Annotated in this window: 28 protein-coding genes; 18 read left to right on the top strand and 10 right to left on the bottom strand. The window is 54.0% G+C overall.

All coding sequences use genetic code 11. The features are described from left to right. The first annotated feature begins 172 nt into the window (after positions 1 to 172). A complete protein-coding gene (gene cdd, locus HMJ29_RS16355) occupies positions 173 to 667 on the top strand; it encodes a cytidine deaminase (protein WP_171592493.1) in 495 nt (164 codons plus the stop codon). 131 nt (positions 668 to 798) lie between these two features. After that, positions 799 to 1,470 carry an alpha/beta hydrolase gene (locus HMJ29_RS16350; protein ID WP_171592492.1) on the top strand — a complete coding sequence of 224 codons (672 nt, stop codon included), beginning with the start codon at positions 799 to 801 and terminating at the stop codon, positions 1,468 to 1,470. 73 nt (positions 1,471 to 1,543) lie between these two features. On the opposite strand, the gene HMJ29_RS16345 is transcribed toward HMJ29_RS16350, so the two are convergent. From HMJ29_RS16345 to HMJ29_RS16330, 4 genes are all read right to left on the bottom strand, one after another. After that, the gene (locus HMJ29_RS16345) at positions 1,544 to 2,293 is read right to left on the bottom strand and encodes an SDR family NAD(P)-dependent oxidoreductase (RefSeq protein ID WP_171592491.1); all 750 of its coding nucleotides are present in this window, start codon (positions 2,291 to 2,293) and stop codon (positions 1,544 to 1,546) included. Positions 2,294 to 2,306: 13 nt separating this feature from the next. Continuing rightward, a complete protein-coding gene (gene porT, locus HMJ29_RS16340) occupies positions 2,307 to 3,125 on the bottom strand; it encodes a type IX secretion/gliding motility protein PorT/SprT (protein WP_171592490.1) in 819 nt (272 codons plus the stop codon). Further along, entirely contained in the window at positions 3,074 to 3,802 is a 729-nt protein-coding gene (ubiE, locus tag HMJ29_RS16335) for a bifunctional demethylmenaquinone methyltransferase/2-methoxy-6-polyprenyl-1,4-benzoquinol methylase UbiE (RefSeq protein WP_171592489.1), read from the bottom strand. Before ubiE ends, porT begins: the two co-directional genes overlap by 52 nt. Before the next feature lie 129 nt (positions 3,803 to 3,931). Beyond that, positions 3,932 to 6,139 carry an OmpA family protein gene (locus HMJ29_RS16330; protein ID WP_244679133.1) on the bottom strand — a complete coding sequence of 736 codons (2,208 nt, stop codon included), beginning with the start codon at positions 6,137 to 6,139 and terminating at the stop codon, positions 3,932 to 3,934. 500 nt (positions 6,140 to 6,639) lie between these two features. Between HMJ29_RS16330 and yihA the strand changes: the two genes are divergently transcribed. The 3 genes from yihA (at position 6,640) to HMJ29_RS16315 (ending at position 8,399) form a co-directional block, all read left to right on the top strand. Next, positions 6,640 to 7,257 carry a ribosome biogenesis GTP-binding protein YihA/YsxC gene (gene yihA / locus HMJ29_RS16325; RefSeq protein WP_171592487.1) on the top strand — a complete coding sequence of 206 codons (618 nt, stop codon included), beginning with the start codon at positions 6,640 to 6,642 and terminating at the stop codon, positions 7,255 to 7,257. Between the two features lie 63 nt (positions 7,258 to 7,320). Then, on the top strand, positions 7,321 to 7,746 hold the full coding sequence (locus tag HMJ29_RS16320) for an energy transducer TonB (protein WP_244679134.1): 426 nt from the start codon (positions 7,321 to 7,323) through the stop codon (positions 7,744 to 7,746). 59 nt (positions 7,747 to 7,805) lie between these two features. Then, positions 7,806 to 8,399, top strand: coding sequence for a DUF5606 family protein (locus HMJ29_RS16315; protein WP_171592486.1), 594 nt, complete (start codon positions 7,806 to 7,808; stop codon positions 8,397 to 8,399). Positions 8,400 to 8,496: 97 nt separating this feature from the next. Here HMJ29_RS16315 and fbp read toward each other — a convergent pair whose 3' ends face one another. Further along, a complete protein-coding gene (gene fbp, locus HMJ29_RS16310) occupies positions 8,497 to 9,525 on the bottom strand; it encodes a class 1 fructose-bisphosphatase (protein ID WP_171592485.1) in 1,029 nt (342 codons plus the stop codon). A 312-nt stretch (positions 9,526 to 9,837) separates the two neighbouring features. Between fbp and HMJ29_RS20535 the strand changes: the two genes are divergently transcribed. From HMJ29_RS20535 to HMJ29_RS16275, 8 genes are all read left to right on the top strand, one after another. After that, positions 9,838 to 10,497 (top strand): amino acid kinase family protein, encoded by a 660-nt coding sequence (locus HMJ29_RS20535; protein WP_253805650.1) that lies wholly within the window; start codon positions 9,838 to 9,840, stop codon positions 10,495 to 10,497. Further along, a complete protein-coding gene (locus tag HMJ29_RS20530; RefSeq protein ID WP_253805678.1) occupies positions 10,431 to 11,120 on the top strand; it encodes an amino acid kinase family protein in 690 nt (229 codons plus the stop codon). The genes HMJ29_RS20535 and HMJ29_RS20530 overlap by 67 nt, the downstream gene beginning before the upstream one ends. A 155-nt stretch (positions 11,121 to 11,275) precedes the next feature. Continuing rightward, positions 11,276 to 11,737: a Fur family transcriptional regulator gene (locus tag HMJ29_RS16300; RefSeq protein WP_171592484.1), complete on the top strand. Its 462-nt coding sequence runs from the start codon at positions 11,276 to 11,278 to the stop codon at positions 11,735 to 11,737. A 122-nt stretch (positions 11,738 to 11,859) separates the two neighbouring features. Then, positions 11,860 to 12,498: a peroxiredoxin gene (locus HMJ29_RS16295; RefSeq protein WP_171592483.1), complete on the top strand. Its 639-nt coding sequence runs from the start codon at positions 11,860 to 11,862 to the stop codon at positions 12,496 to 12,498. Between the two features lie 133 nt (positions 12,499 to 12,631). Then, positions 12,632 to 13,120 (top strand): GNAT family N-acetyltransferase, encoded by a 489-nt coding sequence (locus HMJ29_RS16290; protein ID WP_171592482.1) that lies wholly within the window; start codon positions 12,632 to 12,634, stop codon positions 13,118 to 13,120. Positions 13,121 to 13,123: 3 nt separating this feature from the next. Then, positions 13,124 to 14,374 carry a 3-deoxy-D-manno-octulosonic acid transferase gene (locus HMJ29_RS16285; RefSeq protein WP_171592481.1) on the top strand — a complete coding sequence of 417 codons (1,251 nt, stop codon included), beginning with the start codon at positions 13,124 to 13,126 and terminating at the stop codon, positions 14,372 to 14,374. Positions 14,375 to 14,492: 118 nt separating this feature from the next. Next, the gene (gene rsgA, locus HMJ29_RS16280; protein ID WP_171592480.1) at positions 14,493 to 15,419 is read left to right on the top strand and encodes a ribosome small subunit-dependent GTPase A; all 927 of its coding nucleotides are present in this window, start codon (positions 14,493 to 14,495) and stop codon (positions 15,417 to 15,419) included. Between the two features lie 132 nt (positions 15,420 to 15,551). Continuing rightward, positions 15,552 to 16,436 (top strand): NAD(P)-dependent oxidoreductase, encoded by an 885-nt coding sequence (locus HMJ29_RS16275; RefSeq protein WP_171592479.1) that lies wholly within the window; start codon positions 15,552 to 15,554, stop codon positions 16,434 to 16,436. Between the two features lie 169 nt (positions 16,437 to 16,605). On the opposite strand, the gene HMJ29_RS16270 is transcribed toward HMJ29_RS16275, so the two are convergent. Continuing rightward, positions 16,606 to 17,241, bottom strand: coding sequence for a fasciclin domain-containing protein (locus HMJ29_RS16270; RefSeq protein WP_171592478.1), 636 nt, complete (start codon positions 17,239 to 17,241; stop codon positions 16,606 to 16,608). A gap of 192 nt (positions 17,242 to 17,433) precedes the next feature. On the opposite strand from HMJ29_RS16270, the gene HMJ29_RS16265 reads away from it, so the two are divergent. Beyond that, the gene (locus HMJ29_RS16265) at positions 17,434 to 17,895 is read left to right on the top strand and encodes a peptidylprolyl isomerase (RefSeq protein WP_171592477.1); all 462 of its coding nucleotides are present in this window, start codon (positions 17,434 to 17,436) and stop codon (positions 17,893 to 17,895) included. 151 nt (positions 17,896 to 18,046) lie between these two features. Next, positions 18,047 to 18,313, top strand: a complete 267-nt coding sequence (locus HMJ29_RS16260; protein WP_171592476.1) for a hypothetical protein — start codon at positions 18,047 to 18,049, stop codon at positions 18,311 to 18,313. Between the two features lie 120 nt (positions 18,314 to 18,433). Here HMJ29_RS16260 and HMJ29_RS16255 read toward each other — a convergent pair whose 3' ends face one another. Beyond that, positions 18,434 to 19,963, bottom strand: coding sequence for a sigma 54-interacting transcriptional regulator (locus HMJ29_RS16255; RefSeq protein WP_171592475.1), 1,530 nt, complete (start codon positions 19,961 to 19,963; stop codon positions 18,434 to 18,436). A 214-nt stretch (positions 19,964 to 20,177) separates the two neighbouring features. After that, positions 20,178 to 21,284, bottom strand: a complete 1,107-nt coding sequence (locus HMJ29_RS16250) for a vWA domain-containing protein (RefSeq protein WP_171592474.1) — start codon at positions 21,282 to 21,284, stop codon at positions 20,178 to 20,180. A 152-nt stretch (positions 21,285 to 21,436) separates the two neighbouring features. Here HMJ29_RS16250 and HMJ29_RS16245 point away from each other — a divergent pair, with 152 nt between their 5' ends. From HMJ29_RS16245 to HMJ29_RS16235, 3 genes are all read left to right on the top strand, one after another. Beyond that, a complete protein-coding gene (locus HMJ29_RS16245; RefSeq protein WP_171592473.1) occupies positions 21,437 to 21,718 on the top strand; it encodes a DUF427 domain-containing protein in 282 nt (93 codons plus the stop codon). A 195-nt stretch (positions 21,719 to 21,913) separates the two neighbouring features. Next, the gene (locus HMJ29_RS16240) at positions 21,914 to 22,552 is read left to right on the top strand and encodes a hypothetical protein (RefSeq protein WP_171592472.1); all 639 of its coding nucleotides are present in this window, start codon (positions 21,914 to 21,916) and stop codon (positions 22,550 to 22,552) included. Positions 22,553 to 22,804: 252 nt separating this feature from the next. Beyond that, on the top strand, positions 22,805 to 23,440 hold the full coding sequence (locus HMJ29_RS16235; protein ID WP_171592471.1) for a hypothetical protein: 636 nt from the start codon (positions 22,805 to 22,807) through the stop codon (positions 23,438 to 23,440). A gap of 82 nt (positions 23,441 to 23,522) precedes the next feature. Here HMJ29_RS16235 and HMJ29_RS16230 read toward each other — a convergent pair whose 3' ends face one another. Together HMJ29_RS16230 and HMJ29_RS16225 are read right to left on the bottom strand one after the other, a co-directional pair. Then, complete coding sequence (locus HMJ29_RS16230) at positions 23,523 to 24,512, bottom strand: acyl-ACP desaturase (RefSeq protein WP_171592470.1); 990 nt, start codon at positions 24,510 to 24,512, stop codon at positions 23,523 to 23,525. A gap of 110 nt (positions 24,513 to 24,622) precedes the next feature. After that, positions 24,623 to 26,248 carry a hypothetical protein gene (locus HMJ29_RS16225; protein ID WP_171592469.1) on the bottom strand — a complete coding sequence of 542 codons (1,626 nt, stop codon included), beginning with the start codon at positions 26,246 to 26,248 and terminating at the stop codon, positions 24,623 to 24,625. Positions 26,249 to 26,285: the final 37 nt, after the last annotated feature.

The following is a 26,285-nucleotide window of genomic DNA, read 5'->3' as shown; positions in this document are numbered from 1 at the left end:
TCAGGGCTCCGCAGTTAGTCCTCAATAATCGGAAAAACCTGCTAACCAATCTGCGCCCGCACTTCCACTCGTGCTTTTCGTGCACACGATTAGAGAAATTGTAGTACATTCACCGCCCCCTTTCCACTCGCCGGGGCCGCTATTCGGTCTCGGAATGCTTTCCCGCCCGTAGATGGCCCATCCCCTACAGCTTACCATTACCGTTGAGGTAACATCCGAAGCCGACCTCACTCCCGCCGAAACTGCTACCTGGCAAGCGGCCCGTGCTGCTACCAACCACGCATACGCCCCCTACTCCCACTTTCATGTGGGCGCTGCTTTACTGCTGGATGATGGAACAATTTTTCGGGGTACCAACCAAGAAAACGCAGCGTTTCCCTCTGGCCTTTGCGCCGAGCGTACGGCGCTTTTTGGCTTAGCAGCCTCCCAACCAGAGCGCCACATTGTAGGAATGGCCGTAGTAGCCCGCCCCGCCGACGGAGATTTTGTGGCCGTTTCTTCTTGCGGTGCCTGCCGGCAGGTAATGGCTGAGTATGAGCACCGGCAGCAGCAAGCTATTCCGCTGCTGCTCCCCGGCCCCAATGGTAGCATCTATCGCTTTCGGTCGCTCTCCGATCTGCTCCCCTTCGGCTTTAGTGCCGCCGACCTACCGGAGCCCCGAGCTTAGGACACGGTTTGTTGCTGGCTGGTTCCGCCTGGGGCTGTGGTTTCGTGCGCATACCCCATAACATAGCGCTAGTACTGGCACGTATGAAGCTCTTTTCCCGATAAGGGCTATTCGTTTTAGAACAATTGCTGATGGCAGCCCAGGAAAACCATTTGCCTGTTACCCGCACGGCACGCTATTACCAGTTAGGCATTCTGTCGGGAAGCACGCGGCGGATATGGTTTGTGTGCCATGGCTATGGGCAGCTGGCTGCGTATTTCATTCGGCACTTCACTCAACTCACCGACGCGGACCCTGATTTAGTTGTTATTGCTCCTGAGGGCCTCTCCCGTTTCTACCTGCAAGGCACGGGTGGGCGGGTGGGCGCCACCTGGATGACTCGCGAAGACCGCCTGACGGAGATTGACGACTACGTGAACTACCTCAACCAGTTAGCTGATCTGGTGCTTGCTGAAACCGGGCTTTTAGTGCCAGTAACAGTGCTGGGGTTCTCGCAGGGAGCCGCTACCGTGAGCCGGTGGTTGTCGCGGGCACATTTTAAGCCCGCTCATCTCATATTGTGGGCTGGCGCTTTTCCGCCCGATATGGAGTTTCCCGTGGCCACCCGCCTGTTACAGAACTTGTCGGTAACCTTGGTTTGCGGTGATGAGGATGAGTTTATCAGACCCGAACACGTAGTGCAGCAACAAGACTTTTTGCGCAAGCTGGGTGTAGAGGCTCAGATACTTTCCTTTGCCGGGAAGCATACACTAAACGGCCCCATTTTGCGCAGACTAGCTGGCCTGGATCAATTACCAGCGTGATTCCTCTTTCTCCATAATGAGAAAAGCCCCGCTAGGTAGCGGGACTTTTCTCATTACTGACCTATTTAAATAGCTAGGCTTTCTTGATAACGGTAGCTGCAGCCTGCGCAGCCGGTAGTATCAGTACTTCGGCAATATTTACGTGGGCCGGACGGGTTACCATAAACTGAATCAGTTCGGCTACGTCTGTGGCTTTGAGCGGCTCAAACCCTTGATATACCGTAGCAGCCCGGGCGTTGTCGCCCTTGAAACGCACCTGAGAAAACTCCGTTTCTACTGCCCCCGGGTTCACCTCCGCCACCCGAATATTGTGGGGCAGCAGATCTAAGCGCATTCCCTTGGTGAGAGCAGCTACGGCCGCCTTTGATGCGCAATACACATTGCCGTTGGCATACGTTTCATGCCCGGCAATTGAGCCTATGTTGATGATGTGGCCTACATTGCGCCGGGTCATGCTGGGCAGCACAGCCTTACTCACGTATAGCAGCCCTTTCACGTTACCGTCCATCATATCATCCCAATCCTGCGGATCCCCGTCCTGGATGGGTGCTAGGCCATGGGCATTGCCGGCATTGTTGATGAGCACATCAATATCCTGAAATTCTGCGGGCAAGCTTTGCACCGCTTCTTCTACTGCCTGGCGGTTTCTAACATCAAACGTGAGCAGATGGGTAGGCACGTTGCCTAGCTCCCGGGCTAGCTCCTCCAGCCGGTCACGACGGCGGCCGGTAAGCACCAATCGAAAGCCAGCCTGGCCTAGTGCCACGGCAGTAGCCCACCCTATACCCGACGAAGCTCCTGTGATAAATGCGGTTTTAGTCATCTAGAACAAACAGTTAGCGGCCCGACCAGATATTCAGGTAGAGGGTCACGGTATTGGTTTTCATGCTTTGTAGGCTGCGGCTGTACACATCATTTGCGGGAGTGTATAGGTTTTTCAAGCCGTGGGAAAACCGCAGCTCCGGTGAAAACTTGAAAAATGGGTAAAACAAGTCTAGGCCTACTCCATACTCAATAGCCACATCGGAGTTGGCCGCTTGAAGCAGATTTACCTCTGGGTCTTTGCGGCGGTTGCCAATGTTGAAGTTAGGCTTTACCCCACCCACTATGTATACCCGCGTGTTGCGTCGCCGCTCCGACTTAAGCTTGAGCAGCAAGGGCAAATCAACCTGAGTAGAGGCAATTTCCTGGTTGGTAATTTTTCCTGGCTCCGGATCAACTGATTCTTGTGGTGCGTACCCCAACTCCTTAAACTCTACCCGGCGCGTCATAAAACTGACGCCTGGCGCAACGTTTAAGCTCAGATAATCCGTAATGCGCAAGTCACCTAAAAAACCAACTGATAAGCCGGGGCTGATCATGGAATTGGCCGATACCCCTTGGCTGAAGTACGCCGGCGACTGCTCAATATTGTAGCGCGAGAAATTAGGCGCAATGTATAGGCCTAGGTGCAGCGAGCGGCTATCGTAGCCCGGCAGGTTCTCTACCGTTACGGATTTAACCTGCCCATTCCGGCCCCGGCTTGCACTGCTACGGCTTTTTTTCTGGGCCTGAGCAGCAAACGGAAGCGTGGCGGCGGCCAGAAGCAACAGGCCTACCCGGCCTATTTTTGTGCAGTGTAAATAGAGCTGATGCCGAACGTGAGGGGTTGCCATGCAGGAGAGGTAAAGCCGACCTTACGCAGAATGGCCAGAAAATCGGGGCCATCCGGAAATGCCTGCACCGATTCGGGCAGGTAGGTGTAGGCGGAGTTGTCTTTTGAAATAAGTTTTCCAAATACCGGCAGTATTCGCCGGAAGTAGAAGTTGTAGGCCTGTTTGAGAGGAAACGCGGTGGGTTTAGAAAACTCCAATACCACCAACTTACCACCAGGCCGTAGTACTCGCCGCATTTCGGCTAGGCCCTTCTCCAGGTTCTCGAAGTTGCGCACGCCAAAAGAAGCCGTTACAGCGTCAAACTCGTTATCGGCGAAAGGCAGGCTTTCAGAATCACCGAGCTCCAACTTAATACGGTGGCTTAAGCCTTTCGCTTCCAGCTTACGCCGGCCTACGTCTAACATACCCTCCGAGATGTCAACTCCCGTGACTTTGGCATCGGGAGCTGCGGCCCGAAGGGTTTCAATAGCAAAATCAGCTGTGCCTGTGGCAATATCCAGAATTCGTGCCGGACGCAGTTGCTTCAGCTCACTCACGGCCTTACGCCGCCAGTAGATATCAGTGCCTGCACTCAAGAAGTGGTTCAGGAAATCGTACTTGCCAGCAATGCTGTTGAACATGTTCGCCACCTGCGACTTCTTGCCGGAGGTGTCGTCTTTGTAGGGTACTACGGCCATAATGCTTATTGCGAAGAACGGCAAAACAAGGGCAAAATTGCTTCATCATAACGCCAACCCCGGCATTATGTTGAAAAAAAACGGGTCGGGCACAATGCCCGACCCGTTTCTAGCTTGACTACAAGACGATTAGTCGTTGTCGGTCTTCACTTTGGTCTTAGAACCATCAGCCTCTTTCACCTTCGAGTCGATGGTACCGTCCTTGGTTACGGTCTTGCTCTTCTCGTCGTTGGCACCTTTAGTTTTAACTTTTACTTTGTCGCTGTCCTCATCCACCTTGGTTTTTACCTTAGTGCCATCGGGCAGTTTTACTTTGCTCTTACCAGGTGCCAGTGGTACGGTAGTACGAGAAGTGCTAGACGAACTGCTGGTAGTGCTGGTACTAGTGGTACCGGTGCCGGTACCGGCACCCGTCCCTGGATTGAACTGAGGCATAGCTTCGCCTTCCTTTAGAATCACGCGGAACTCTACGCGGCGGTTAAGCTGCATGTTCTCCGGCGAATCGTTCGGGGCAGCCGGACGACGCTCACCGTAGCTAACCGTTACCATGCGCGTCTCAGGTATACCTGACTTCTTCAGGTAGTTGTACGAAGCATTGGCGCGGTTCTGGCCCAGTACAATGTTGTACTCGTCGGTGTTGCGTGAGTCGCAGTGACCTTCAATAGAGATGTTGATGCCTGGGTTAGCCTTCAGGATGTTAGAGATGTTGTTCAACTCCTGAATCGACTCGGGCCGCAAGTTGTACTTGTCAGTATCAAAGTAGATCTTCTTGAACTGCGAAGCTAGCATCGAGGTAGTATCGATGTAGTCAACGTAGAAGTTCTTCTCTACTACCGTTGAGTCGTTGGTAGAAATCGGAACGGCAAATTCCTGCGTTTCAATGTTTTTACCGTCCTTCGACACGGCTACCTGGTACGTACGGCCCGAGAGCACGTTTACTTGGTAGTCACCGGTGATAGGCTTGGTTACATCACGGTAGCTCAGGGCGGTTTTGTCGGCCTGAGTGCCGCTGAACACCAGCTCTACACCCGGAATGACGGTGCTGCTGTCGCGCTTGCTGAACACCTTACCCCGAATGATGGCATTTTTGATGTAGTTGATGGTGTAGATATCCTTTTCACCGTAGCCACCAATGCGGTACGACGACAGGTAAGCATAGCTACCATCAGGGCTTAAACGATAATAGGTATCATCGTCGGGAGTGTTGATGGGGTAGCCCATGTTCTCTGGCCGGCCCCACTTGTTGCCTACAGAGTCCCAGTCTGATTTGAAGATATCGTAGCCACCCATGGTGTTGTGACCACGCGAAGAGAAGTACAACGTTTTACCATCGCGGCTCAAATAAGGGCTATCATCATCGTAGAGCGTGTTAATAGCTCCTCCTACCGACTTGGCAGGACCCCAGTCGCCGCCTGGCTGGCGAGTAGAGTAGTAAATATCCAGCGTACCATCCTCAGAAAACTTACCCGTAGAGAAGTAGATGGTCCTGCCATCTGGCGTAATGTAAGCATCAGACTCAAAAGCCTTTGAGTTGATATTATTATTCAACTTCTTGGGCTCCGTCCAGTCGCCGCCAGAGCGCTCAGAATAGAAAATGTCACCATTTTCATCCTGACGGTACATCAGCATTTTGGTATCGTTGTCGAATACCTGAATAGAAGCATCGTGACCTTTACCGTTCAAAGCACCACTCAGTGAACGAGGCTTTTCCCATTCATCCTCGTCAATGCGCTTTGCCTCAAAGATGTCTTCGTAGTATTCACCATCGGCCGCAACGTTGCCCTTGCTTTTGCCGTTGGTGGCGCCGGCACCAGTTACATTCTCGCCACGCGAAGTAAACAGCAGCAGTTTGTCATCATTGGAGATAACCGGGCTGTGCTCTGAGTACTGCGTGTTAATGGTGGGGCCAAGGTTTTTTACAAAGATATCCTTGGGACTGTTGAACTGCACTTTAGCGTTTTTGCTGTGCTGAATCAGCTGCGCTAGCTCCTTCTTGCGCGAGTCTTTCTGCTTCAGGGTAGTGTTGTACGCCTGGAAGTGCTGAATAGCCTCGTCGAAGTTATAGTTCAGGTGATCTACCCGGCCCAGCCAATATTCTACATCTTTTGAAACCTTCGGCTTCAGCTTTTGCGCTTTGTAGATGTAATCACTAGCCTTTTCCTTATCGAAGGACATGTAGGCAATACCAGCCCGAAACAGCGCGAGAGCGTTGTTCGGCTCCTTGGCCAATACTTGTTCGTAAAAAGGAATAGAAGCCCGGTAATTCTCCTGATCAAAGTACTTATTAGCCGTTTTTAGCTGTTTACGCGTGCTTTGGGCCAGGGCAGGTTGGGCCACAGCCGCCGTTAGCGCAAGCGCACACGAGGCCTTCAATAACCTTCTGACTAAGTTGTCCATTGTAGGAGGGTTTAGGGAAATAAGGAGTTGCAAGGGAGAGTATTTTGACTACCTGCCGTCTTGGATAACGACGATTTTCATGAGTTGCCTCTTATACTGAAAATAGGTGCCAGGGTTAAGCTGTTACGTGTATTTTTATGGATTTTGTAGCTATTATTAAAAGCTACCATCTATAAATACTTGGGTGTATGCATTCTTACCCAAGGTCAATTCGCGGCCAAAGATAGAAATTTTATAATACGGCCTTTCTCGCATCCTATTAATGAAAGCTGTTTCATCACTTATAGAGTAATGATTTTCATTTGATCATGCTTTGATTCTGGAATAGGAATAGCGCAAATATAGCCGTGCTTCTTAAATAGCAAGGTTTTGAACAAAAAAAATGTAACATAACTGAGCAAGGTAAATGGCTACCTTTGTAGCTTATCATTCTGCCGCTTATGATAATTCGCGAAGCGAAATTTCTAATGAGCAACTCCCGCGTGGAGCAATGCCCTGCCCCTACTCTTCCTGAATACGCCTTTATTGGGCGCTCCAATGTGGGTAAGTCTTCCTTAATCAATATGCTCACTGGGCATAAAGGTTTAGCAAAGACTTCTTCACTGCCAGGTAAAACTCAGTTGATCAATCATTTCCTGATTAATAATGAGTGGTACCTGGTAGATTTACCAGGTTACGGTTACGCCAAAGTAAGTAAAGAGGCCCGTGTAAAATGGGGCCGCATGATTAATTATTATTTACACAAAAGAGAAAATTTAGCCTGCGTTTTTGTTTTACTGGATTCACGTCATCCGCCACAAGCAGTTGATCTTGATTTTATGGAAACGCTTGGTTCTGGTGGTATTCCATTTGTAATGGTATTTACGAAGGCGGATAAACTTTCGGGTTCACGCGCACAGCAAAATGTTGTGGATTACCTGCGCAAGATGGAAGAGACGTGGGATGAGGTTCCGCGCCACTTCATCACTTCGGCAGAAGAAAAGCTAGGCCGGGAGGAAGTGCTAGGCTTTATCGAAGAAGTCAACCGCCAACTGGCTGAAGAAGCGTCAAATACGTAAATTTGGCCTTGTAATTGCCTGGGTTGTCATACGTAGACACTTCATTTCGCTTTTCTCATTTACATGAAAACATTCCCCCTCCTGCTGGGTATCGGCTTGCTAGCCCTGTCGGCGCCGGCTATGGCTCAGAAAAAGGCTCCAATTAAAACGGATGCGCCTTCTCCAGAAACCGCACCTGCTCAAGAGGCACCGGCTTCAGCGCAGAAGGCTATTCCGGTAGCAGAATATTACGAAGGTGGCCAAGATGCCATGTACGCCTTTATTATTCAGGAGCTGAAATACCCTATTCTGGCTAAGCGCAACCGCATTCAGGGCCAGTGCATTGTAAGCTTCACGCTCAATACCGACGGCACTCTTTCCGGAATTAAGCTGGTGAAGAACATTGGCGGTGGTTGTGGTGAAGAAGCGTTGCGCGTTGCACGCTTGCTGAAGTTCAAAAAGCCTGATTACGCTATTTTAACTAGCCTGCCCATCACCTTCAAGCTCTAGCACCCTACTCCGGCAGCTACTACTGCGTACCTTAGCACTTTCAACAACTGTTTTTTCTTATGCCCTACGACCTGAAGGAAGTTGCCGCCATCAGCGGAATGCCCGGTCTGTACCGCCTGCTGAAGCCCACCCGCGCTGGCGTTATTATTGAGTCTCTGGATGCTAAAGCAACCCGTTCCGTGGCCTCGGCCCGCAATAAGGTGTCGCTGCTCCATGAAATTTCTATTTATACCCAGGACTACGACCAGACCGTGCCCCTTACCGAGGTGTTTGACCGCATTCATCAGAAGTACGGCGCTGAGTTGCCTTTGAGCAACAAGTCTGATGATCGGGATCTGACGGCCTTTATGGGCGAGATTATTCCGGACTACGACCGTGACCGGGTATACATGTCAGACATTAAGAAACTGGTGACCTGGTACCGCGCTGTAAGCAGCACCCTGGAATACCAGGCGCCTGCTACTGACGGGGCTGAGGCTACTGAAGAAGCAACTCCTACGGAGGCTACAAAAGCCGCTAAACAGGACGTGCCAGCCAACGATGAAGCCATGAGCACCGCGGGCATCATTCCGGCAACGGAGGAGGATAACGCTGCCGCTAACCCAGAGGCTGCTACGCCCAAAACAGCTAAGAAGGCCAGCAAAAAAGCGTAAGCTTTTACGGCGTCTCTGCTGCTTACCCAAAGCCAAACGGCCTCCCGACTCACGTCGGGAGGCCGTTTGGCTTTATTATTTTTGCCTTTATAGTGGCCTAGCCATTAACTACTTGGCTAGCAGCATGTTCGTTAGCCAAAAACTCTTCAGCCTTATCTACCAGCTCAGGTGAGCCAATGAATAACGGACACCGCTCGTGCATTTCCTTGGGCTCAATTTCCATGGTGCGGCGGCGGCCATTGCTGGATTTGCCTCCGGCCTGCTCCACAATAAAGGCCAGCGGGTTGCACTCGTACATGAGGCGCAACTTACCGTTGGGGGCCTTTGCGGTGGGCGGATACACGTAAATGCCACCCTTGAGCAAATTCCGGTGGAAGTCAGCCACCAGGGACCCAATGTAGCGCGCTGAATAGCTCTGTTCTTTGCAGTGCGACACAAACGCTTTCATGCCCTCAGAAAAAGATTCTGAGCTTCCTTCGTTGATAGAATAAATAGCGCCGGAACTCGGAGTTTGGATATTGGGGTGCGAAAGGAAGAACTCGCCCAGTGAAGGCTCATACGTAAAGCCATTCACGCCATTGCCGGTGGTGTACACCATCATGGTGCTGGAGCCATAGATAACATAGCCGGCCGCAACCTGATGAGTCCCGGGCTGCAGGAAATCCTGACTGGTACCTTCGCTCCCTGTAGGCGACACGCGCCGATAGATGCTGAAGATGGTCCCGATGCTAACGTTCACGTCAATGTTAGAAGAGCCATCGAGGGGGTCGATGGCTACTACGTATTTGCCTTGCACGTTACCCGTCTGGATTACGTCCTCATCTTCCTCGGAAATGATGGTGCATACCTCTCCCCCGTTGCGCAGTGCCCGAATGAAGCGGATGTTGGCAATAACATCAAGCTTCTGCTGGTCTTCGCCCTGCACATTGCGGTTGCCATAAGCGCCGGCAATATCAATCAGGCCGGAGCGGTTTATTTCGCGGTTCACGATTTTGGCTGCCAACGCAATATCACGCAGTAATTGGGAAAGCTCCCCGGTGGCATACGGAAAGTCTTCCTGCTTACGCATGATAAAGCGGTCAAGAGTAGTGCCAACGGGCAGGGCCAGTTTGTCGTGTTGATTCATAGGGAAGTAAATAATGTGCGGGTGGTGGGTGGTCAAAATTACTCTTTTCTTCCGGGCTTTGGCAAAGGGGCTATGGGCTACCCCTCATACCTAGTAAACATTGTACTGGGTGGGCACCTATTCAATAAGTCCAATGCAACCAGCCGCCTGCGTAGTGGCCTAGCGTAGTGGCAGTCCGTGCAGCAATGCTGTTAAAATAGGCTACCATCTCCGCTCCGCATTACCCATACTCATACGCGCAGGTACTTGGCTGTTGCGGAATGAGCCACTGGAAGCAGCACCTTTTGGGCGGTTCATCCTACATTTGGGGCCATGCAGAAACCGCATCAGCTTACTATTTATAAGTTCGGAGGCGCATCAGTGAAGGACGCCGCCGCCATCCGGAACCTCCGTCATATTGTAGCTACTACGGGCGCGGGCCTTGAGCTGCTCATTGTAGTATCAGCCATGGGCAAAACAACTAATGCCCTTGAGGAGATATTTCAACTGGCCTACAATGGGCAGGAGTATGAGGCGGCTTTTGCGCAAGTAGCAGACTTTCACCGGGTAGTAGCGGCTGAGCTCTTTCCTGATGCGGCAGCTGCTCCCAGTCACCCCGTGCACGCCTTGCTGGAGCAGCTCCATGACCGGCTGGCTACCCTCACCCCCGGCGACTACGACAAGCAGTATGACCAGATAGTTAGCTACGGGGAGTTGCTGGCCACGCGTATTGTGGCGGAGGCCCTGCAAGCGCAATGGTTAGACTGCCGCCCCCTGCTTCGTACTGACCACACCTGGCGCGAGGGTCGCCTAGACTGGCCTACCACGGAGCGCACCCTACGCACCACCGTCCCCCCTCTGTTGCAACAAGGGCCCGTGGTTACCCAAGGCTTTTTGGGGGCACAGCTAGCGGACAAACCACTACCCTGGGCCGGGAAGGCTCAGACTACACGGCCGCCATTCTGGCCTACTGCCTGGATGCGGCAGCAGTAGTGATTTGGAAAGATGTGGCAGGCCTGCTGAATGCCGACCCCAAAGTGTTTCGTGATACGGTGCGCTACCCAGAGGTGAGCTATCAGGAAACCATTGAAATGGCGTATTACGGAGCCTCCGTTATCCATCCGAAGACTATAAAACCCTTGGCCGTCCGCCAGATTCCGCTGCTGGTGAAGTCGTTTCTGGATCCAGCGGCGGAGGGCACCAAGATTCACAATTGCCGCCACGGTCTGCTGGCGCCCGCCTACATCCGCAAAACCAACCAGTGTTTGCTGTCATTTGAGTCGAAGGACCTGACGTTTATCTCGGAGGAAAACCTGGAGGTGATATTTGGCGCGTTGGCTCAGGTACGGCTCAAGATTCACCTGATGCAGAACTCCGCTATCAGCTTTTCCGTGTGCACTGATTTTTCAGCCTACCGCCTCGATAAGTTACTGGCCCTGCTGCGCGACCAGTTCTCTATTCACTATAACACCGGCCTAGACCTGTATACTATTAAGAACTACAACGCGGCCAGCATCCGGCGCCTGACCGAGGACCGCCAGCTGCTGCTGGAACAACGCACTCGCCAAACTTTTCAGTTCGTGTGCCGCACTGACTCGCACGAGCACCTGCGCTGATAGCGGTCTGTAGGCCAGGCCCGGAGAGCAAACTTTAAGTAGGCAATTCACTGATTGTAGCCCTTACCAGCCCGAGTCTTTTGCGGGTTTCTGGCCGAAAGCGTTGCCCAGCAAAAGGGCATCTGTGTATCTTTGCGGAGAATTATTCTTGTCTGGTGAGCCATTCCACTGATCCTCATTCTCTTTCAGCCCCGCCCACTCAAGACCAATTGCGCGGCCGTTTAGGCCAGGCGGGCCTCCGGGCCACCCGCCAGCGGGTAGTCATTCTAGAAAGCCTCCTGACGCTGCCAGGCCACCCAACGGCGGAGCAGGTACACCGCCGGGTAGTAACGCAGGAACCTACCATTTCGCTGGGTACGGTGTACAAAGCCCTCGACGCCTTTGTAGCGGCCGGCCTTACTCGCCGCGTAGCATCGGCAGAAGGGGCTTCGCGCCGGTACGATGCGGATTGCTCAGAGCATCATCACTTGTTCTGCACCAACACCCAGGAAATCATGGACTACTGCGACCCGCAGCTCGACCATCTGATTCGGGACTTTTTTGCCGCTCGGGGGCTGCAGAACTTTCAGCCTCATTCCTTTTCGCTGCACATCACTGGGGTAAAGCGCCCCGATTAACCTGGGCCAGAGCGCACCCCGCAGTGGACCTATTTTTTCAGTGAGCGTATACAGCTGATAGTCAGCAATTTTACACTCTCCCTCCCCCGACTTACTTTTTCATTTCTTAACTACCCCAATTCATGTCAGTTCTTGTTGGCAAACGCGCTCCTTCTTTCAAAGCCACCGCTGTTATCGACGGCGAATTTGAGGAGGACTTTTCTCTCGACCGCTACCTGGGCAAGAAGCACGTGATTTTCTACTTCTACCCCGCCGACTTCACGTTTGTGTGCCCCACCGAAATCATTGCTTTCCAAGAGCGCTTAGCTGATTTCGAGGAAAAAGGAGTGGCTATTGTTGGCTGCTCTACCGACTCGCACTTCTCGCACTTTGCCTGGCTGCAAACCGCCCGCGACAATGGCGGCATTGAAGGCGTAACTTACCCACTCGTGGCTGATGCCAGCAAAACCATTGCGGCTAACTACGACGTGCTGGGTGGCCACTATGATTATAACGAAGCCGGCGAGATGATTTTCGTGGGCTCGCCCCTGGCCTATCGTGGCCTGTTCCTGATTGACAAAGACGGCATTGTGCGCCACCAGGTGGTAAACGACGGGCCGCTGGGCCGCAGCATTGATGAGGCTATGCGCATGGTTGACGCCCTGCAATACTTTGAGAAGAACGGCGAAGTGTGCCCCGCAAACTGGGAAGAAGGCAAGGAGGCAATGTCGGCTACCCGTGAGGGCGTAGCCAACTACCTCGGTAAGCACGCTGCTCACTAAGTTTACCCCTATGCTGGCAGCATCCTAACAGCTGCTAGGCCAGTACCTGCTAAAAAAAAAGCCCCAGCCATAGCGGCTGGGGCTTTTTTAATGAATTTACCCATGAGGTAGCAGAACCATGTACTTTTGCACCATGCTACTTCGCCGGGCCACCGTGGCTGATATTCCGCACATCGGGCAGTTGTTCTATACCACCATCACCGAGATCAACTCCGCCGACTACTCTCCCGCTCAGATAGAAGCCTGGCGGGGCGGGTGGCAGAACACGGCGGGGTGGCAAGCCAAACTAGAGGCCCAGTACTTTCTGGTAGCCGAAGCGCCTGATGGGCTGGCCGGATTTGCCTCCCTGTGCCCCGATGGTTACTTAGACTTCCTCTTTGTAAGTGCCCAGCACCAGCGCCAGGGAGTAGCCCGAGAGCTGCTGCAAGCACTGCTGCAGCAAGCGGCTGCGCTAGGCCTATCCACGGTGCATACCGATGCCAGCCGAACGGCTCGCCCGTTTTTTGCACATCATGGGTTTGTGGTGGAGCGGGCACAGCAGCCGGTAATTCGGGGGGTTGAAATCCCCAACTTTCGAATGGTGAAACCACTCACCTTTCTTCACTCAGACAATCAGCTTTAGCCGTTGCTTTTTCTCTATTCACTTGGTTTGCGCCTCTATGCCCTGCTACTGCGGCTGGTGGCTCCCTTTGTGCCCAAAGCGGCGCACTGGGTAGCAGGCAGGCAAAACCTACTCACTCATATCCAGACCGCCCTGCGTGGAGAAACTGCGCCGCTGGCCTGGTTTCACTGCGCTTCACTGGGCGAGTTTGAGCAGGGCCGCCCCCTCATGGAGGCCTACGCCGCCCAGTACCCGCAGCATAAAATTGTGCTCACGTTTTTCTCACCCTCAGGCTACGAAGTACGCCAAAACTGGCCCGGTGCGGCCTACGTGTTCTATTTGCCCCTGGATACGGCTTCCAACGCCCGTATCTTTTTGGATGCGGTACGGCCCCGGCTAGCCGTGTTCGTAAAGTACGAGTTCTGGTATTACTACCTCACGGAGCTGCATCGCCGTCAGGTTCCCACTATCAGTGTATCGGCTATCTTCCGGCCTGAGCAAAACTTTTTTAAGCCTTGGGGCGGATTCTTCCGGCGCATTCTAGCGCGGTTTACGCACATTTTCACTCAGAACGATGAATCTGTACGCCTGCTGCGGCAAGCGGGCCTGACCCAGGCCAGCAAGGCCGGCGATACGCGTTTTGATACGGTAGTGCGCACGGCGGCGGCCCCTCCTCGCCCTCTGCCCCTGGTGGAGGCCTTTGTCCAGGATGGCGCCCCGGTGTTCATCATTGGCAGCAGCTGGCCCGAAGATCTGCCCGTACTCACTCCGTTGCTGCGGCAGTATGCGCAGCAACTCCGCTTCATTGTGGCCCCCCATGAAGTCAGCGAAACCAACCTGCGGTTGGTGGAGCAGGCCCTGCTGGGGCAGGTGGTGCGGTACTCACAGGCTGATGTAACCACCGTAGGCCAGGCGCGGGTTTTACTCATGGACAACGTGGGGCTGCTAAGCCAGCTTTACCGCTTTGGGCAGTACGCTTATATTGGAGGGGCTTTCGGGAAAGGCTTGCACAACACACTGGAAGCGGCAGCATTTGGTCTGCCCCTTTTCTTTGGACCCACGTATGGCAAGTTTCAGGAAGCGCAGGATCTGGTGGCGCTGAACTGTGCCTTCCCCATCCAGCAACCCACTGACCTGCTCCGCAGCTTTGCCTACCTCTACCAGGATGAGTCGGCCAGACTACGTATTCTAGACAACAGCCTCGAATATGTGCACCAAAGCAGCGGCGCCACCGAACGTATTATGCGCTGGCTGGATGGTGCAGTGGTGAGGTAGTGAATTCACTGCGGCGGTGGCGCTATCCAGGTGGCCTAGGTTGCTACGCTGCATAATTCATTTCTTCACTTCTTCTAGAGTTTTACCTCTCACAACTTCCCCTTTCACCATTCCCCCTATGACGGGTATTGTTGTTAAATCCACGGGCTCGTGGTACCTGGTACGCGAAATTGCTACGGGGCAGCTGCACCGCTGCCGCCTGCGCGGCAAGTTCAAGAACAAGGGCCTGAAAGTAAGCAACCCCCTGGCCGTTGGCGACCAGGTAGATTTCACCGTGGAGGAGCAAACCGAAGGTGCCGGCGTGATTCATCATATTGAGCCCCGCCGCAACTATATTATCCGCCGCTCCGTGCACAAGAGTGAGCACGCCCACATAGTAGCGGCGAACCTCGATCAGGCCCTGCTGGTAGTTACGCTGGCTTCTCCGGCCACTTCGTTTGGGTTTATTGACCGGTTTTTGGTTACGGCTGAGGCCTACCACATCCCGGTCACGCTGATCTTCAATAAAACCGATATTTACGACGAAGACCTGCTCGATTATCAAGAGCAAATAGCCAACATGTACCAGCGCGTGGGCTACGCTAGCCTGCGCAGCTCAGCGCATACGGGCGAGGGTATTGGTGACATTGATGCCCTCCTGGACAACAAGGTCAGCTTGCTCTCAGGCCACTCGGGGGTAGGAAAAAGCACCCTTATCAATGCGTTGGTGCCTGACCTCGACCTAAAAACCGCCGAAATAAGCCAGTTCTCCGATAAAGGCGTACACACCACTACCTTCGCGGAAATGCTGGAAGTGCGGCGAGGCACTTACTTAATTGACACGCCCGGCATCAAGGAGTTAGGCCTGGTAGACGTAAAAAAGGGTGAGCTGGCACATTATTTCCCCGAGATGCGGGCCCTGCTTAACCAGTGCCGCTACCACAACTGCCAGCACATTCATGAGCCGGGCTGCGCCGTACGCGAAGCCGTGGACAAAGGCAAAATAGCCCTCCCCCGCTACGACAGCTACGTAAGCATGCTGGAAGGCGACGACAACCGACACTAGTGGTTGGTAAACACAATGCCGGCTGACTGGTTGGTTACACTCTGTTCAGGGGCCTGGGTCTGCAAGAGTGTACATCCTGTCTTGGACCAGGGGAGGCTGTTCACTTTTCTATTAATCACGAAAGCACTAACAATGTCTTATACCGTTGCCTTTTTAGGCCTGGGAAGCATGGGATTGGCTATGGCCACCAACTTACTTAAGGCCGGTTACCAGCTAACCGTTTACAACCGCACTGCCAGCAAAGCCGACGAGCTACAGGCACAAGGCGCCACCGTGGCCACTACGCCAGCCGAAGCCGTACAGGATGCTGATTTCGTGTTTACGATGGTGACTGATGATGCCGCGCTTCAGGAAATTTGCACGGGACCCAATGGCATCTTACCCGCCATGAAGCCCGGCGCCATTCACGCCTCCTGCAGCACTGTAGCCCCCGATACCAACCGCCGCCTGGCCGACGCACACACCGCCCACGGTAGCCACCTGCTGGCTACCCCCGTGTTTGGCAAGCCCGATGTTGCAGCCGCCGGTAAGCTCTGGCTGGCCTCAGCCGGTGCCGATGCAGCGGCCCGCGAGAAGACCCGGCCGCTGCTGGAAGCACTAGGCCAGGGGGTACACGATTTTGGTGACGACCCCGGTGCGGCCAGCGTGGTAAAGCTATGCGGTAACTTTATGCTGGGTGCCGCCATTGAAGCCATGGCTGAAGCCTTCACGCTGGCTCAAAAGAGTGGCCTAGACCGGCAGCAGGTGTACGAGTTTTTCACGAGCACCATCTTTAATACCCCCATCTATAAAAGCTACGGCAAGCTGGTAGCAGAGCGGCATTACCAGCCGGTAGGTGCTCCGCCGGCCATCATTCGGAAAGACATGCGTTTGGTGCTTGATGAATCGCGCGCGCAAACTGCCCCCATGCCCTTTGCCAATATCATTCATGATAACCTTTCTACCACCGTTGCCAAGAACGAACAGGTAGATTGGGCCGGCTTTGCCGAACGTGCCGCAGAAAACGCTGGCCTCTAGGCCAGTAGAAGACCAGAGGCCGCCGCTTCCTGCGTCAACTGAATGCCCTGCCACACTAGTGTAGGCATCAGGCAGGCTTCGGCCAGCGTCCAGTAGCTTAGTCTAGCAAACAAAAAAAGCCCGGCTGAAGCAGCCGGGCCTTTTTAACCAATCAGGAAATCTTGGGGGGCTATTTGCCTTCCGGCAGCAGAACATTGTCGATTACGTGCGTGACGCCGTTGCTGGAAATCACATCCGGAATCTCTACGTTGGCATTGTTGATCATCACCTTGCCGTCTTTCACCGACACCTTGATTTTCTCGCCGTTTACGGTAGTCAGCTCCTGGCCATCTTTCAGGTCCTGAGCCAGCAAACGACCGGCAATTACGTGGTAGGTGAGCACGCCTTTCAGCTTCTCTTTGCTCTCAGGCTTCAGTAAGCCAGCCAGCGCGCCTTTAGGTAGTTTATCAAAGGCGGCGTTGGTGGGTGCAAATACCGTGAAAGGTCCGGTACCGCTTAGAGTACCATCAAGGCCAGCGGCCTGCACGGCTTTCACCAGCGTAGTCACGCTTTTTGCCTGTACAGCATTCTGTACAATGGTGCGGTCGGGCGTCATGGCCACGCCATCTACCAGTACTCCCTCCTTCTTACCCATCCGCGCCGAGTCAGTGAGCATGGCCGTTGAGTCGACGGTGGTTTCGGTGGTAGTTTCGGTAGCGGTGCTGGTAGTTTCGGCCGAGTTGTTGTCGCTGCAGCTGCTAAGGCCGAAGGATACCGTACCAGCCGACAGTAAGGCTAGCGTGGTGATACGCAGAGTCTTCTTCATAAGAAGGGAGAACAGGAGGTTGGGGAAAGGTGAGAAAGAATAGAATTTTCAGAGGCAAGGCTCCAGAATATGCTTACGAAACTCGCTCCTACCTCGGATGTTTCAGGGCGCCTAAATTGGCTACATTTGCGGCCCTTGCACCGGCACTAGCCATCCGTGCGTATACCCTCATCACCCAACATTTTACCCTACATGAAAACTGCCGAAATCCACACCAATAAAGGTGTAATGAAAGTGGAGTTCTATGAGCAGGACGCTCCGAACACCGTGAAGAACTTCACCGATCTGGCTAAGAAAGGCTTCTACGATGGCCTGAAGTTTCACCGCGTTATCCCCAACTTCGTGATTCAGGGTGGCTGCCCCAACACACGTGAAGGCGCTAAGGGCAAGCCCGGCACCGGTGGCCCCGGCTACAAAATCGACTGCGAGCTGACCGGTGACCATCAGTACCACGAGCGCGGCGCGCTGAGCATGGCGCACGCTGGCCGGAACACGGGCGGCAGCCAGTTCTTCATCGTGCACGACCGCCAGAACACCGCCCACCTCGACCGCAACCACACTGTGTTCGGTAAAGTAGTAGAAGGCCTAGACATCATTGACCAAATCAAAGCCAACGACACCATCGAAAAAATTGTGGTGAACGAGCAGGTGTAACCTTCTCGTGGCTGATTTTGCGTGCCCCTGTTTGCTTCGGCGAGCAGGGGCTTTTGTTTACCGGGTAACTGCTCCTGTCTGGCAAGTACTCATAACCCATCAGTACTTACCCCGTAAACTCTGATACACTACCCACTATTACTTCTGCTGTATGAACATCGTGAACAATACCACCAGCCTTCGTTTTCTATCGTTTGGGTTAGGAGCTACTCTTTTACTCAGCAGTAGCTGCACTATTTTCAAATCAGATCTGGATTCAAGCAACCCGGTTGTAGCCGCTCAGGCTCAACGCGTGAGTGACCTTCGCAACCAAATCAGCGACCAACAGCGGGTTGTCAACACAGAGAAAGCGAAACTGAAATCTTTAGAGTATCAACTCAAAAGCGCCCAGCAAGAACTCAAAGCCCGCAAACTGTAAAACCCACCTACAACACCTCTCACATAGAAATCCCCGCGTACCAATCGGTACGCGGGGATTTTTTTGCATTAACACGCAGCAGGATTCTGCTTCCAGCGGTCGATAGAGCCTAATACGTCCTTATCGGCGACGGCCGCGCTGGGGCTTTTCGTCTTCGTCCTCATCGTCGTCATCTTCACCGAAGCTGGGCATGGTAAACATCGACGACAACAGATCCTTGAACTGAGCACCGGCCGTGAGGCGGTTGCGCGAAATCAGGCTGTATTCGGAGAGGCCGTGCAGCAGGAATTCCATCAGGAAGTAAGTGGTTTCCGCATCCTCATTAGGGTGCAGTTCCTTCACAATGTCGCGGAGGCCGGGTACCTGGTCGAGGGCGGCGTGGTACTCTTTGTCGGAGGCATCGTGCAGTATGTCGACGGTGTGGCCATTGCCAAACCATTCCTGCACGGTTTTATAAGGGCTGGGGCGACCTTTTAGCTTTTTGGCTTTGTCGGGGTCGGGGAAGTAGTTTAGGAAGAGCGTGCGCAGGGCTTTGCCCATCAGTTTCTCTGCCACAATACCGGCCCCTTCCTGTTCGCCTTCATACACCAGCTCCACTTTACCCGTGATGGCGGGTACTGCCGACACAAAATCAGCAACGCGCACATAGGTTTTTGTTTCGCCATTGATGAGAGCGCGGCGCTCAGCACCGGCTACCACCTGCTCATAGGCTGAGATAGTCAGACGAGCCGATACACCACTCTTGGCATCTACAAACTCTGAGCCGCGCGCCTCAATAGCCACCTGCTCTACCAAGTCGTGCACAATCTCATTGGTGGTCACCAAGCCTTTCTGCTCCTCTTTAATGCGGGCTTCCTGCTTGGTAATGCGCTTGCCAATTTCAATTGATTTGGGGTAGTGCGTGATGATCTGGGCGTCGATACGGTCCTTAAGCGGGGTTACAATGGAACCACGGTTGGTATAATCCTCGGGGTTAGCCGTGAACACAAACTGCAGATCCAGCGGCAGGCGCACTTTAAAACCCCGAATCTGGATGTCGCCTTCCTGCAGAATATTAAACAGCGACACCTGAATGCGGGCCTGCAAGTCGGGCAGCTCGTTGATAACGAAAATGCCCCGGTGGGCCCGCGGAATCAGGCCGAAGTGAATTACTCGTTCATCAGAATACGGCAGCTTCAGGGTAGCCGCTTTAATGGGGTCGGCATCACCAATGAGGTCAGCTACCGATACGTCAGGAGTGGCCAGTTTCTCGGTGTAGCGGTCGTCGCGGTGCAACCAGGTAACGGGCGTATCGTCGCCGTGCTCGGCAATCAGGTTTTTGGCATACACCGACAGAGGCTGCAACGGATCATCATTCAGTTCCGAGCCTTCTACCACGGGCACGTACTCATCGAGCAGGCCAATAAGCAGGCGGGCAATGCGGGTTTTGGCCTGGCCGCGCAGACCTAGTAGGTTGATGTGATGGCCAGCCAAAATAGCACGCTGCAGCTCCGGAATTACGGTTTCCTCGTAACCGAAAATACCCGGAAATACATCTTCTTTATTCCGCAGCTTGGCAATGAGATTATCACGCAGCTCTTGTTTCACAGACCGCGGCTGGTACCCGCTGGCCCGCAGTTGGCCCAGCGTACGAATGGATTCTTGTTTCATCGGGAGGTTTAGAGGGGAGTAAGGCCCCGGTTCAGTTAACTGCTAAAGGGCAGCGCAGGTTCTGGTATGCTGGCCGTTGCGCTGCCACCGCATTAATTGGGTGTAGATTAAGCCCGTAGGCCACGTAATAGGGTAGCCGCGCCGCCGCAGTAGGCCAGATTAGCTTCTTACGGCAAAGCTGGCCCGTGCTTATTAGGTAAGCTGACGGAAATACTTATACCGACTTCCGGCGGTTACGCTTGTAGTCTTCAAAGATCAGGTGGCCTAGTCCTTTGAGGGAGCTGTAGTACGCCTTGCCTTGGTTTACCTCCGTAAACTCCTGCACAAATTGCTGCAGGTAAGGGTCAGAGGCAATCATGAAGGTGGTAATGGGCACTTTCAGGCGCCGGGCTGCCGCCGCCAGATTCAGGGTTTTGTTGACCACTTTCCGGTCGAGACCAAAGGCGTTTTTGTAATAGCCATTGCCCTCCTTCAAACAGGTGGGCTTGCCATCAGTAATCATAAAGATCTGCTTGTTAGGCGTTTTACGCTTGCGCAGCAGATCCAGGGCCAGCTCCAGGCCAGCGACGGTGTTGGTATGGTAGGGGCCCACCTGCAGGTAAGGCAGTTCCTTCACCTCAATCTGCCAGGCATCGTTACCAAACACGATAACATCGAGGAAGTCTTTGGGGTACTTTTGCTTCACCAGCTCCGCCAAGGCCATGGCCACCTTCTTGGCGGGCGTAATCCGGTCTTCGCCATACAGAATCATGGAGTGCGAGATGTCAATCATCAGCACCGTGCTGGTCTGCGACTTATGCTCGTTCTCACGCACTTCCAGGTCACCCTCGGTCAGCATGAAGTCGCCGGTGCCGAGGCCGTGGTTAAGCTGGGCATTCCGGATTGACTCGGTCATGGAAATCTGATCAAGCGAGTCGCCGAAGCGGAATTCCCGCATGTCGGTGCTCTGCTCATCGCCTTGGCCGGTGTGTGGCGTGCGGTGGTTGCCCTGCCCAGATTTCTTCAGTTTGCCGAATATTTCCTCAAGCGCAGATTTACGAATCGTCTGCTCGCTTTTGGCCGTGATATTGAAGGCGCCCTGCTCCTGCGGGTCTTCATCGATGTAGCCCTTCTTTTTAAGGTCTTCAATGAAGTCGCCCATGCCGTAGCCATCGTCGGTGAGGCCGTATTGTTTATCGAGCTCGTTAAGCCAGGAAAGGGCCTCACCTACGTCACCGCTGGTGATGGTAATGAGCTGCATGAATATCTTGAAAAGGGAGTCGAAACCTTTCTCGGTTGACTCCTTGGGCACGAAGTCCCGGAAACGAAAGCCTGCTGCCATATAAAGGGGGAGTGAGTTATCAGAACAACTACACCGGCAGCAATGTTCGTTTTGTGCACCGGCCCGTGCCAGAGGCATTTGCCGGATAGTGCTACTGGCCTAGGAGCCCATTTCTCAAGATACCCATTTCACCTAATCCCTCACCACATCTCATGAAAGCTATCTGGAATAATACCGTAGTGGCAGAAAGCGACGACACTATAGTAGTCGAGAACAACCACTACTTCCCCGCCGACTCTATAAAGCGGGAGTTTTTTGAGGACAGCATTGCGCACACCACCTGCCCCTGGAAGGGCCGCGCCAGCTACTACTCCCTACGCGTGAACGGGGAGCTTAACAAAGATGCTGCCTGGTACTACCCAGAACCCAAGGAAGCTGCCAGTCAAATTGAGGGGCGTGTAGCCTTCTGGAAAGGCGTGAAAGTAGAAAATTAGCAAACAGAAAGGCCGGTTTAACACCGGCCTTTCTGTTTGCTAACCTTGTTTAGCCAAAGCGCACATTGCGTTTATTTGCTTAGTGTCTCACAACATGCGCAATAGACTCCGGACATTCCGGACTCGCAATGGTATAGATGGGCTAACAGCTAAACAGTAGCCTACGTATAGGCAGCTCTCCTTACATTTTTCTGCATGAAGCATTCGTTACCCTTTCTAGGCCTGTTAGCAACGGTCACCGGCCTTTCGCTTTCCAGCTGCGATACCACCCGCGAAACGGTTTCTACCGCTGCCTCTCCCGCCACTATGCGCTCTGAAGCTAATGGCCTAGACACCATTACCAGCTACCACCGCGACTTAACCCAGGGCACAACCCAATACAACGTAAAAACCACGGGCGATGGAAGCATGCGAATGTTAACCGTAGCCGTGCGCCAGAATGGCCGGCCGCTCGCCTCCAGGCAAGATACCCTTGATGGCGAAGTGCAACAGACTGCCCTGCTGCTTACTCCTGGGGGACAACCGAATCTGCTGGTGTTTGTGCAGAGCGCTGGTAGTGGCTCGTACGGCCAACTGTATGGGTACTGGGTTGATGGCCAGGCACTACGGCGGTTACCTGGTTTGCCAGATCTGGCTGGGGCAGCCAGCCAAGGGTACCAGGGCCACGATTCATTGCAGGTACTTAGCCAGGAAGTAGTGCGCTCCTTCCCTATCTATGCTCCCGCCGATGCTAACTGTTGCCCCTCTGGCGGGCAACGGACGGTGCGGTATACCTTAGTGAACCCCAGCCAGGGCTGGCGCCAGGTTCGGGTAGAGCAAACCAGCGCCAAGTAACTCTGGCCCTTTCTTGACCGCGGCTACCGCTCCGCAGGCACTAAGCTCAACAAAACATATTGGCCTAGAATAATTTATTGATATTCCTTATATTAATATTGGTTTATATAGATAGCTTTGCTTTGCACTATGCAGCAGGAAAAATACAACTGATTTGTTTCACTTTCGTTTACTTGCTTAGTCTCTCCGGACTAATATCCTGCTTAGCAGTAAGCTAGCTGTGTATTCGTCTTTCCTAACCCATTCACCACTATGCGTACGTCTTCCTTCACCCTACTCCTACTTGCTTCTGGCATGTGCGCGGCGCTAACGGCCTGCGACTCCACTCGGCCGGTTGCCAGCGAAAGTTCCGACGACTCGGCTTCTACCACTCCAACCGTAGAGGCTTCTGATGTAAGCTTTGATCGTGAGATTACCCAGGGAAACTACCGCTTCACTGTTAAGACGTTCGGCACGCAAGAGCAGCGCGTAGCCAGCATCCGCTCGTATCGGGGTACGGCTCAAACTATTGACCCACTCCGCACCGACATCATGGGTGCAGTAACCAACGTGGTTTCCGGCGACCTGAACGGCAACGGCAAGCCTGAGCTGTACATCTTCACTGACAACAAGAAGGCCAATGGCGGCCTGTATGCCTACGAGTTTGGCGAGCGGGGCTATACGCCAATTACTTCGCCTAGTACGCCTACTGGCAGTGCAGGTACCGGTTATGCCGGCCAAGACACCTACCAGATCATGGGCAACAAGCTGGTGCGCACGTTCCCGGTAACCAGCGCTACCGCCGCCGCCGCTGGTACTACCCCAGCCGCCACCAGCCGCACGGTTGAATATACTCTTGATCCTTCGGGCAAGCTCGTGATGGGGCAGTCAATGGACGCACAACGCTAACCCCTTTTACTCAGGTCATCAAAAAAGCCCCGCAACATCTGTTGCGGGGCTTTTTTGCTTATTCAGTTGTGCTTAAGCAGGCCTAGCGACCTACTTCGTCAATCCATTTGAACTTGTACTCCAGTTTAGGCACCGGCATACGGTCGGCTACGCGGCGCAGGCGGTTAGGCAGGGCCACTACGTACTCGCGGGCTTTCTCGGCGGCGCTGTTGAGACCGGTCATCTGCTCAATCTTCCAGTCCTGAATCAATGATTCCAGAATGTCAGTGTAGTCCTGGCTGGTGTACACTCCCAGGCGCTGGGCAGCATCGGTGAAGTGACCGAATGTCTTGCCCATTTCCACTCCCAGTTCCCGCATATAGTGAGCAGGCATTACAATCTTCTTGCGCATCATGTCCTCGAAGGCAAGCATCATCTCTGAGGGGTCAACCTCAAAAATCTTCTCCACGAAGGTTTTGTACACCCGAGCGTGGCGGGTTTCATCACCGGCAATCATGCCGCAGATTTTTGACAGTTGCTCGTCGCCGGCTTTGCGGGCCAGCTGGCCCACTCGACGGTGCGAGATGTTAGTGGCCATTTCCTGGTAGCTCGTGTAGATGAAGGCACGATACGGGTCGTGGGCAGTGCCCAGGTCAAAGCCATCGGCAATGAGGTGCTGGGTGCTGGCCTCAAACTCGCGCATGTTCACGCGCCCTGAGAGGTAGAGGTAGCGGTTGAGCAAATCACCATGGCGGTTTTCCTCGGCCGTCCACCCCCTGATCCACTGCGCCCAGCCGTTGTTATGGTCGCGCTTCAGATCATCGAGCTGATGAAACCAGGCCTCGTAGTTGGGCAGAGCCTCTTCCGTAATGGTATCGCCAATGAGCACGGCCAGCAAGTCGTAGCTAAGTTCTTTGGCTCGCTCACGCAGGAGTTTTACCTCATCGAAGAAGGTGTCGAGGCTGGAGTCAGGCAGAAAGTCGGTGGGCTGCCAGCTGGCCTCAACACTTTTGAGAAAGGAACCCATGTTTTCTTTCAGAAAAGATTCGAGGTGCTGCAGTACTTCCGCACGGGAGGTGACAGTTGCAATCATGGTGGTGACGGAAAGAGAGAAAGGAAAACTGAGCCAAATGTATGTATTCAGTACCCCGTATTACGCGGAATAAGTCCCAAAGCCCCCTTATAAAATTTTGGCTTTTTCCGTTACTTCATCCTCACTACATATTCATTCACCTCATTCAAATCACTAACTTTCAGTCTTTTAAATCTAAATTCCACCCTTAATGAGTCGGCACTATGTTTGAGCCGTAAATGCCGATTGAGCAGGTTAGCTCCCTTCGGTGTAAGTAGCCAGCGCACATTGGAGTGCAAAGCAAGCTGGTGCAGGGCCTGCGAAAAACCACGTGTACCAGTGAGGTGGTTCCGAAAACCGGGCTGCGATGGGTCTAGCGTCTGCCAGCCCATAAGCGACAATACCTTTACGCGCGAGCCGAAAACGGGGTCAGTAAATGGTGAGGACGACTTATAGGTGGGCTCTACCCCATCTGAGACTAATAATTGCCCAGCGTTAGCTGCCCCCAGCAACAAGTGCCGTTGAGCTTCGTTTGCCCGCTGCTCTTGCAGAAGTACGGTGTGCCGGTGCCAGGTTTTATAGCCATACGGCACGGCTGCCAGCAGCAATACTGCTCCTACGGCCATTACGGAGTGGCCTAGCGCACCGCGCGCCTGTTTACAGAGGTAGATGAGGCTGGCCAGCAACCAGAAATCGAGGAGTGGCAGGGCTACCCGCGGCGGCAGCTTCAGCCCTACTCCCAATACCAGCAGCAAGCCCCCAAAGCCCGCTTGTACCACCCAAAATTCTCCCCGATGCGGCACCCGCAACAACCGGCTTACCTGGTAGGCCACTACCAGCAGCGCCAGCAGCATGGGAAAGTAGTCGCGCACAAGCTGCTGCAGCAACACCCAGAGTTTAACCGGGGCCGTTTGCTGCAGGAAGTACGCTACATCAAACGGAGCCACCCGCGTGAAAAACGCCTCATTCACTAGCGTAGAGTCGCTGAGCATCCAATGCTGCACTTCTGCCAGGGCCAAACTATCGGGGGCGGTGCGCGGCTGCGGATGGTAGAGCTGGTAGTCGTTGATATTTGATTTCAGCACATCGAGCCGCCGGAAAGTAACCTCTACGGGGCTCCAGGTAAGGTTGAGCCACAGCGCACCGAGGGCCGCCCAGCTAACGGCTCCGGCCACTACGGGCAACGTCCGCCACCGCGCCAGCCACCATGCCCCCGGCACAGACGCCAGGAGGCCCAATACCGCCGCACTAGGCCTGATAAGCCAGGCCAGCCCGAATGTCAGCAGCCCCACGCCTACTGCCCAACGGGCGGGGGCACGCTGAGCCGCAAACAGCACTCCTGCTCCTGCCAGCAGCACCGGCACCCGCACATAATTAAACCAGAAGCCATGCTCAAGCCACGCCACGCCGAAAAACAGCACCAGAAATACCACTGCCTGGCCCAGCGGTACCCAGGGCCGCAGCAGGCGCTCCACTACGGCAAACGTGAGTACCGTAGCCGCGTACAGTAGGCCATACAGCGTGAGAGCGTACCACGGAACCAGTGGGTAAGCCGCGTATAGCCGGCTCCAAAGGGCCGCGTAGCCATGAAAGTACAAGTGCAGATCAGCCACCGGGGCCGCAGCCGATACCCCGCGCAGCAATGCCACAATGGTTAAATCGTCGTTGGTTTCGCTGAAGCAGCCCAGCCCTAGGCCACTCGCCAGGAGCAGGAGCAGCGGCAGCAGCAGCAGCAGGGACCAACGGCGCAGATTCATGGCTGCAAGATACAGCCTCTGGCATAGTGCGGCTGCG

Source organism: Hymenobacter taeanensis (assembly GCF_013137895.1).
Classification (GTDB): domain Bacteria; phylum Bacteroidota; class Bacteroidia; order Cytophagales; family Hymenobacteraceae; genus Hymenobacter; species Hymenobacter taeanensis.
This window is presented reverse-complemented; position numbering and strand designations above follow the sequence as displayed.

Coding starts and splice junctions, on each gene's coding strand:
- cdd (WP_171592493.1), top strand. CDS start 173: ATGGCCCATCCCCTACAGCTTACCATTACCGTTGAGGTAACATCCGAA.
- HMJ29_RS16350 (WP_171592492.1), top strand. CDS start 799: ATGGCAGCCCAGGAAAACCATTTGCCTGTTACCCGCACGGCACGCTAT.
- HMJ29_RS16345 (WP_171592491.1), bottom strand. CDS start 2,293: ATGACTAAAACCGCATTTATCACAGGAGCTTCGTCGGGTATAGGGTGG.
- porT (WP_171592490.1), bottom strand. CDS start 3,125: ATGGCAACCCCTCACGTTCGGCATCAGCTCTATTTACACTGCACAAAA.
- ubiE (WP_171592489.1), bottom strand. CDS start 3,802: ATGGCCGTAGTACCCTACAAAGACGACACCTCCGGCAAGAAGTCGCAG.
- yihA (WP_171592487.1), top strand. CDS start 6,640: ATGATAATTCGCGAAGCGAAATTTCTAATGAGCAACTCCCGCGTGGAG.
- HMJ29_RS16320 (WP_244679134.1), top strand. CDS start 7,321: ATGAAAACATTCCCCCTCCTGCTGGGTATCGGCTTGCTAGCCCTGTCG.
- HMJ29_RS16315 (WP_171592486.1), top strand. CDS start 7,806: ATGCCCTACGACCTGAAGGAAGTTGCCGCCATCAGCGGAATGCCCGGT.
- fbp (WP_171592485.1), bottom strand. CDS start 9,525: ATGAATCAACACGACAAACTGGCCCTGCCCGTTGGCACTACTCTTGAC.
- HMJ29_RS20535 (WP_253805650.1), top strand. CDS start 9,838: ATGCAGAAACCGCATCAGCTTACTATTTATAAGTTCGGAGGCGCATCA.
- HMJ29_RS16295 (WP_171592483.1), top strand. CDS start 11,860: ATGTCAGTTCTTGTTGGCAAACGCGCTCCTTCTTTCAAAGCCACCGCT.
- HMJ29_RS16290 (WP_171592482.1), top strand. CDS start 12,632: ATGCTACTTCGCCGGGCCACCGTGGCTGATATTCCGCACATCGGGCAG.
- rsgA (WP_171592480.1), top strand. CDS start 14,493: ATGACGGGTATTGTTGTTAAATCCACGGGCTCGTGGTACCTGGTACGC.
- HMJ29_RS16275 (WP_171592479.1), top strand. CDS start 15,552: ATGTCTTATACCGTTGCCTTTTTAGGCCTGGGAAGCATGGGATTGGCT.
- HMJ29_RS16270 (WP_171592478.1), bottom strand. CDS start 17,241: ATGAAGAAGACTCTGCGTATCACCACGCTAGCCTTACTGTCGGCTGGT.
- HMJ29_RS16265 (WP_171592477.1), top strand. CDS start 17,434: ATGAAAACTGCCGAAATCCACACCAATAAAGGTGTAATGAAAGTGGAG.
- HMJ29_RS16260 (WP_171592476.1), top strand. CDS start 18,047: ATGAACATCGTGAACAATACCACCAGCCTTCGTTTTCTATCGTTTGGG.
- HMJ29_RS16255 (WP_171592475.1), bottom strand. CDS start 19,963: ATGAAACAAGAATCCATTCGTACGCTGGGCCAACTGCGGGCCAGCGGG.
- HMJ29_RS16250 (WP_171592474.1), bottom strand. CDS start 21,284: ATGGCAGCAGGCTTTCGTTTCCGGGACTTCGTGCCCAAGGAGTCAACC.
- HMJ29_RS16245 (WP_171592473.1), top strand. CDS start 21,437: ATGAAAGCTATCTGGAATAATACCGTAGTGGCAGAAAGCGACGACACT.
- HMJ29_RS16240 (WP_171592472.1), top strand. CDS start 21,914: ATGAAGCATTCGTTACCCTTTCTAGGCCTGTTAGCAACGGTCACCGGC.
- HMJ29_RS16235 (WP_171592471.1), top strand. CDS start 22,805: ATGCGTACGTCTTCCTTCACCCTACTCCTACTTGCTTCTGGCATGTGC.
- HMJ29_RS16230 (WP_171592470.1), bottom strand. CDS start 24,512: ATGATTGCAACTGTCACCTCCCGTGCGGAAGTACTGCAGCACCTCGAA.
- HMJ29_RS16225 (WP_171592469.1), bottom strand. CDS start 26,248: ATGAATCTGCGCCGTTGGTCCCTGCTGCTGCTGCTGCCGCTGCTCCTG.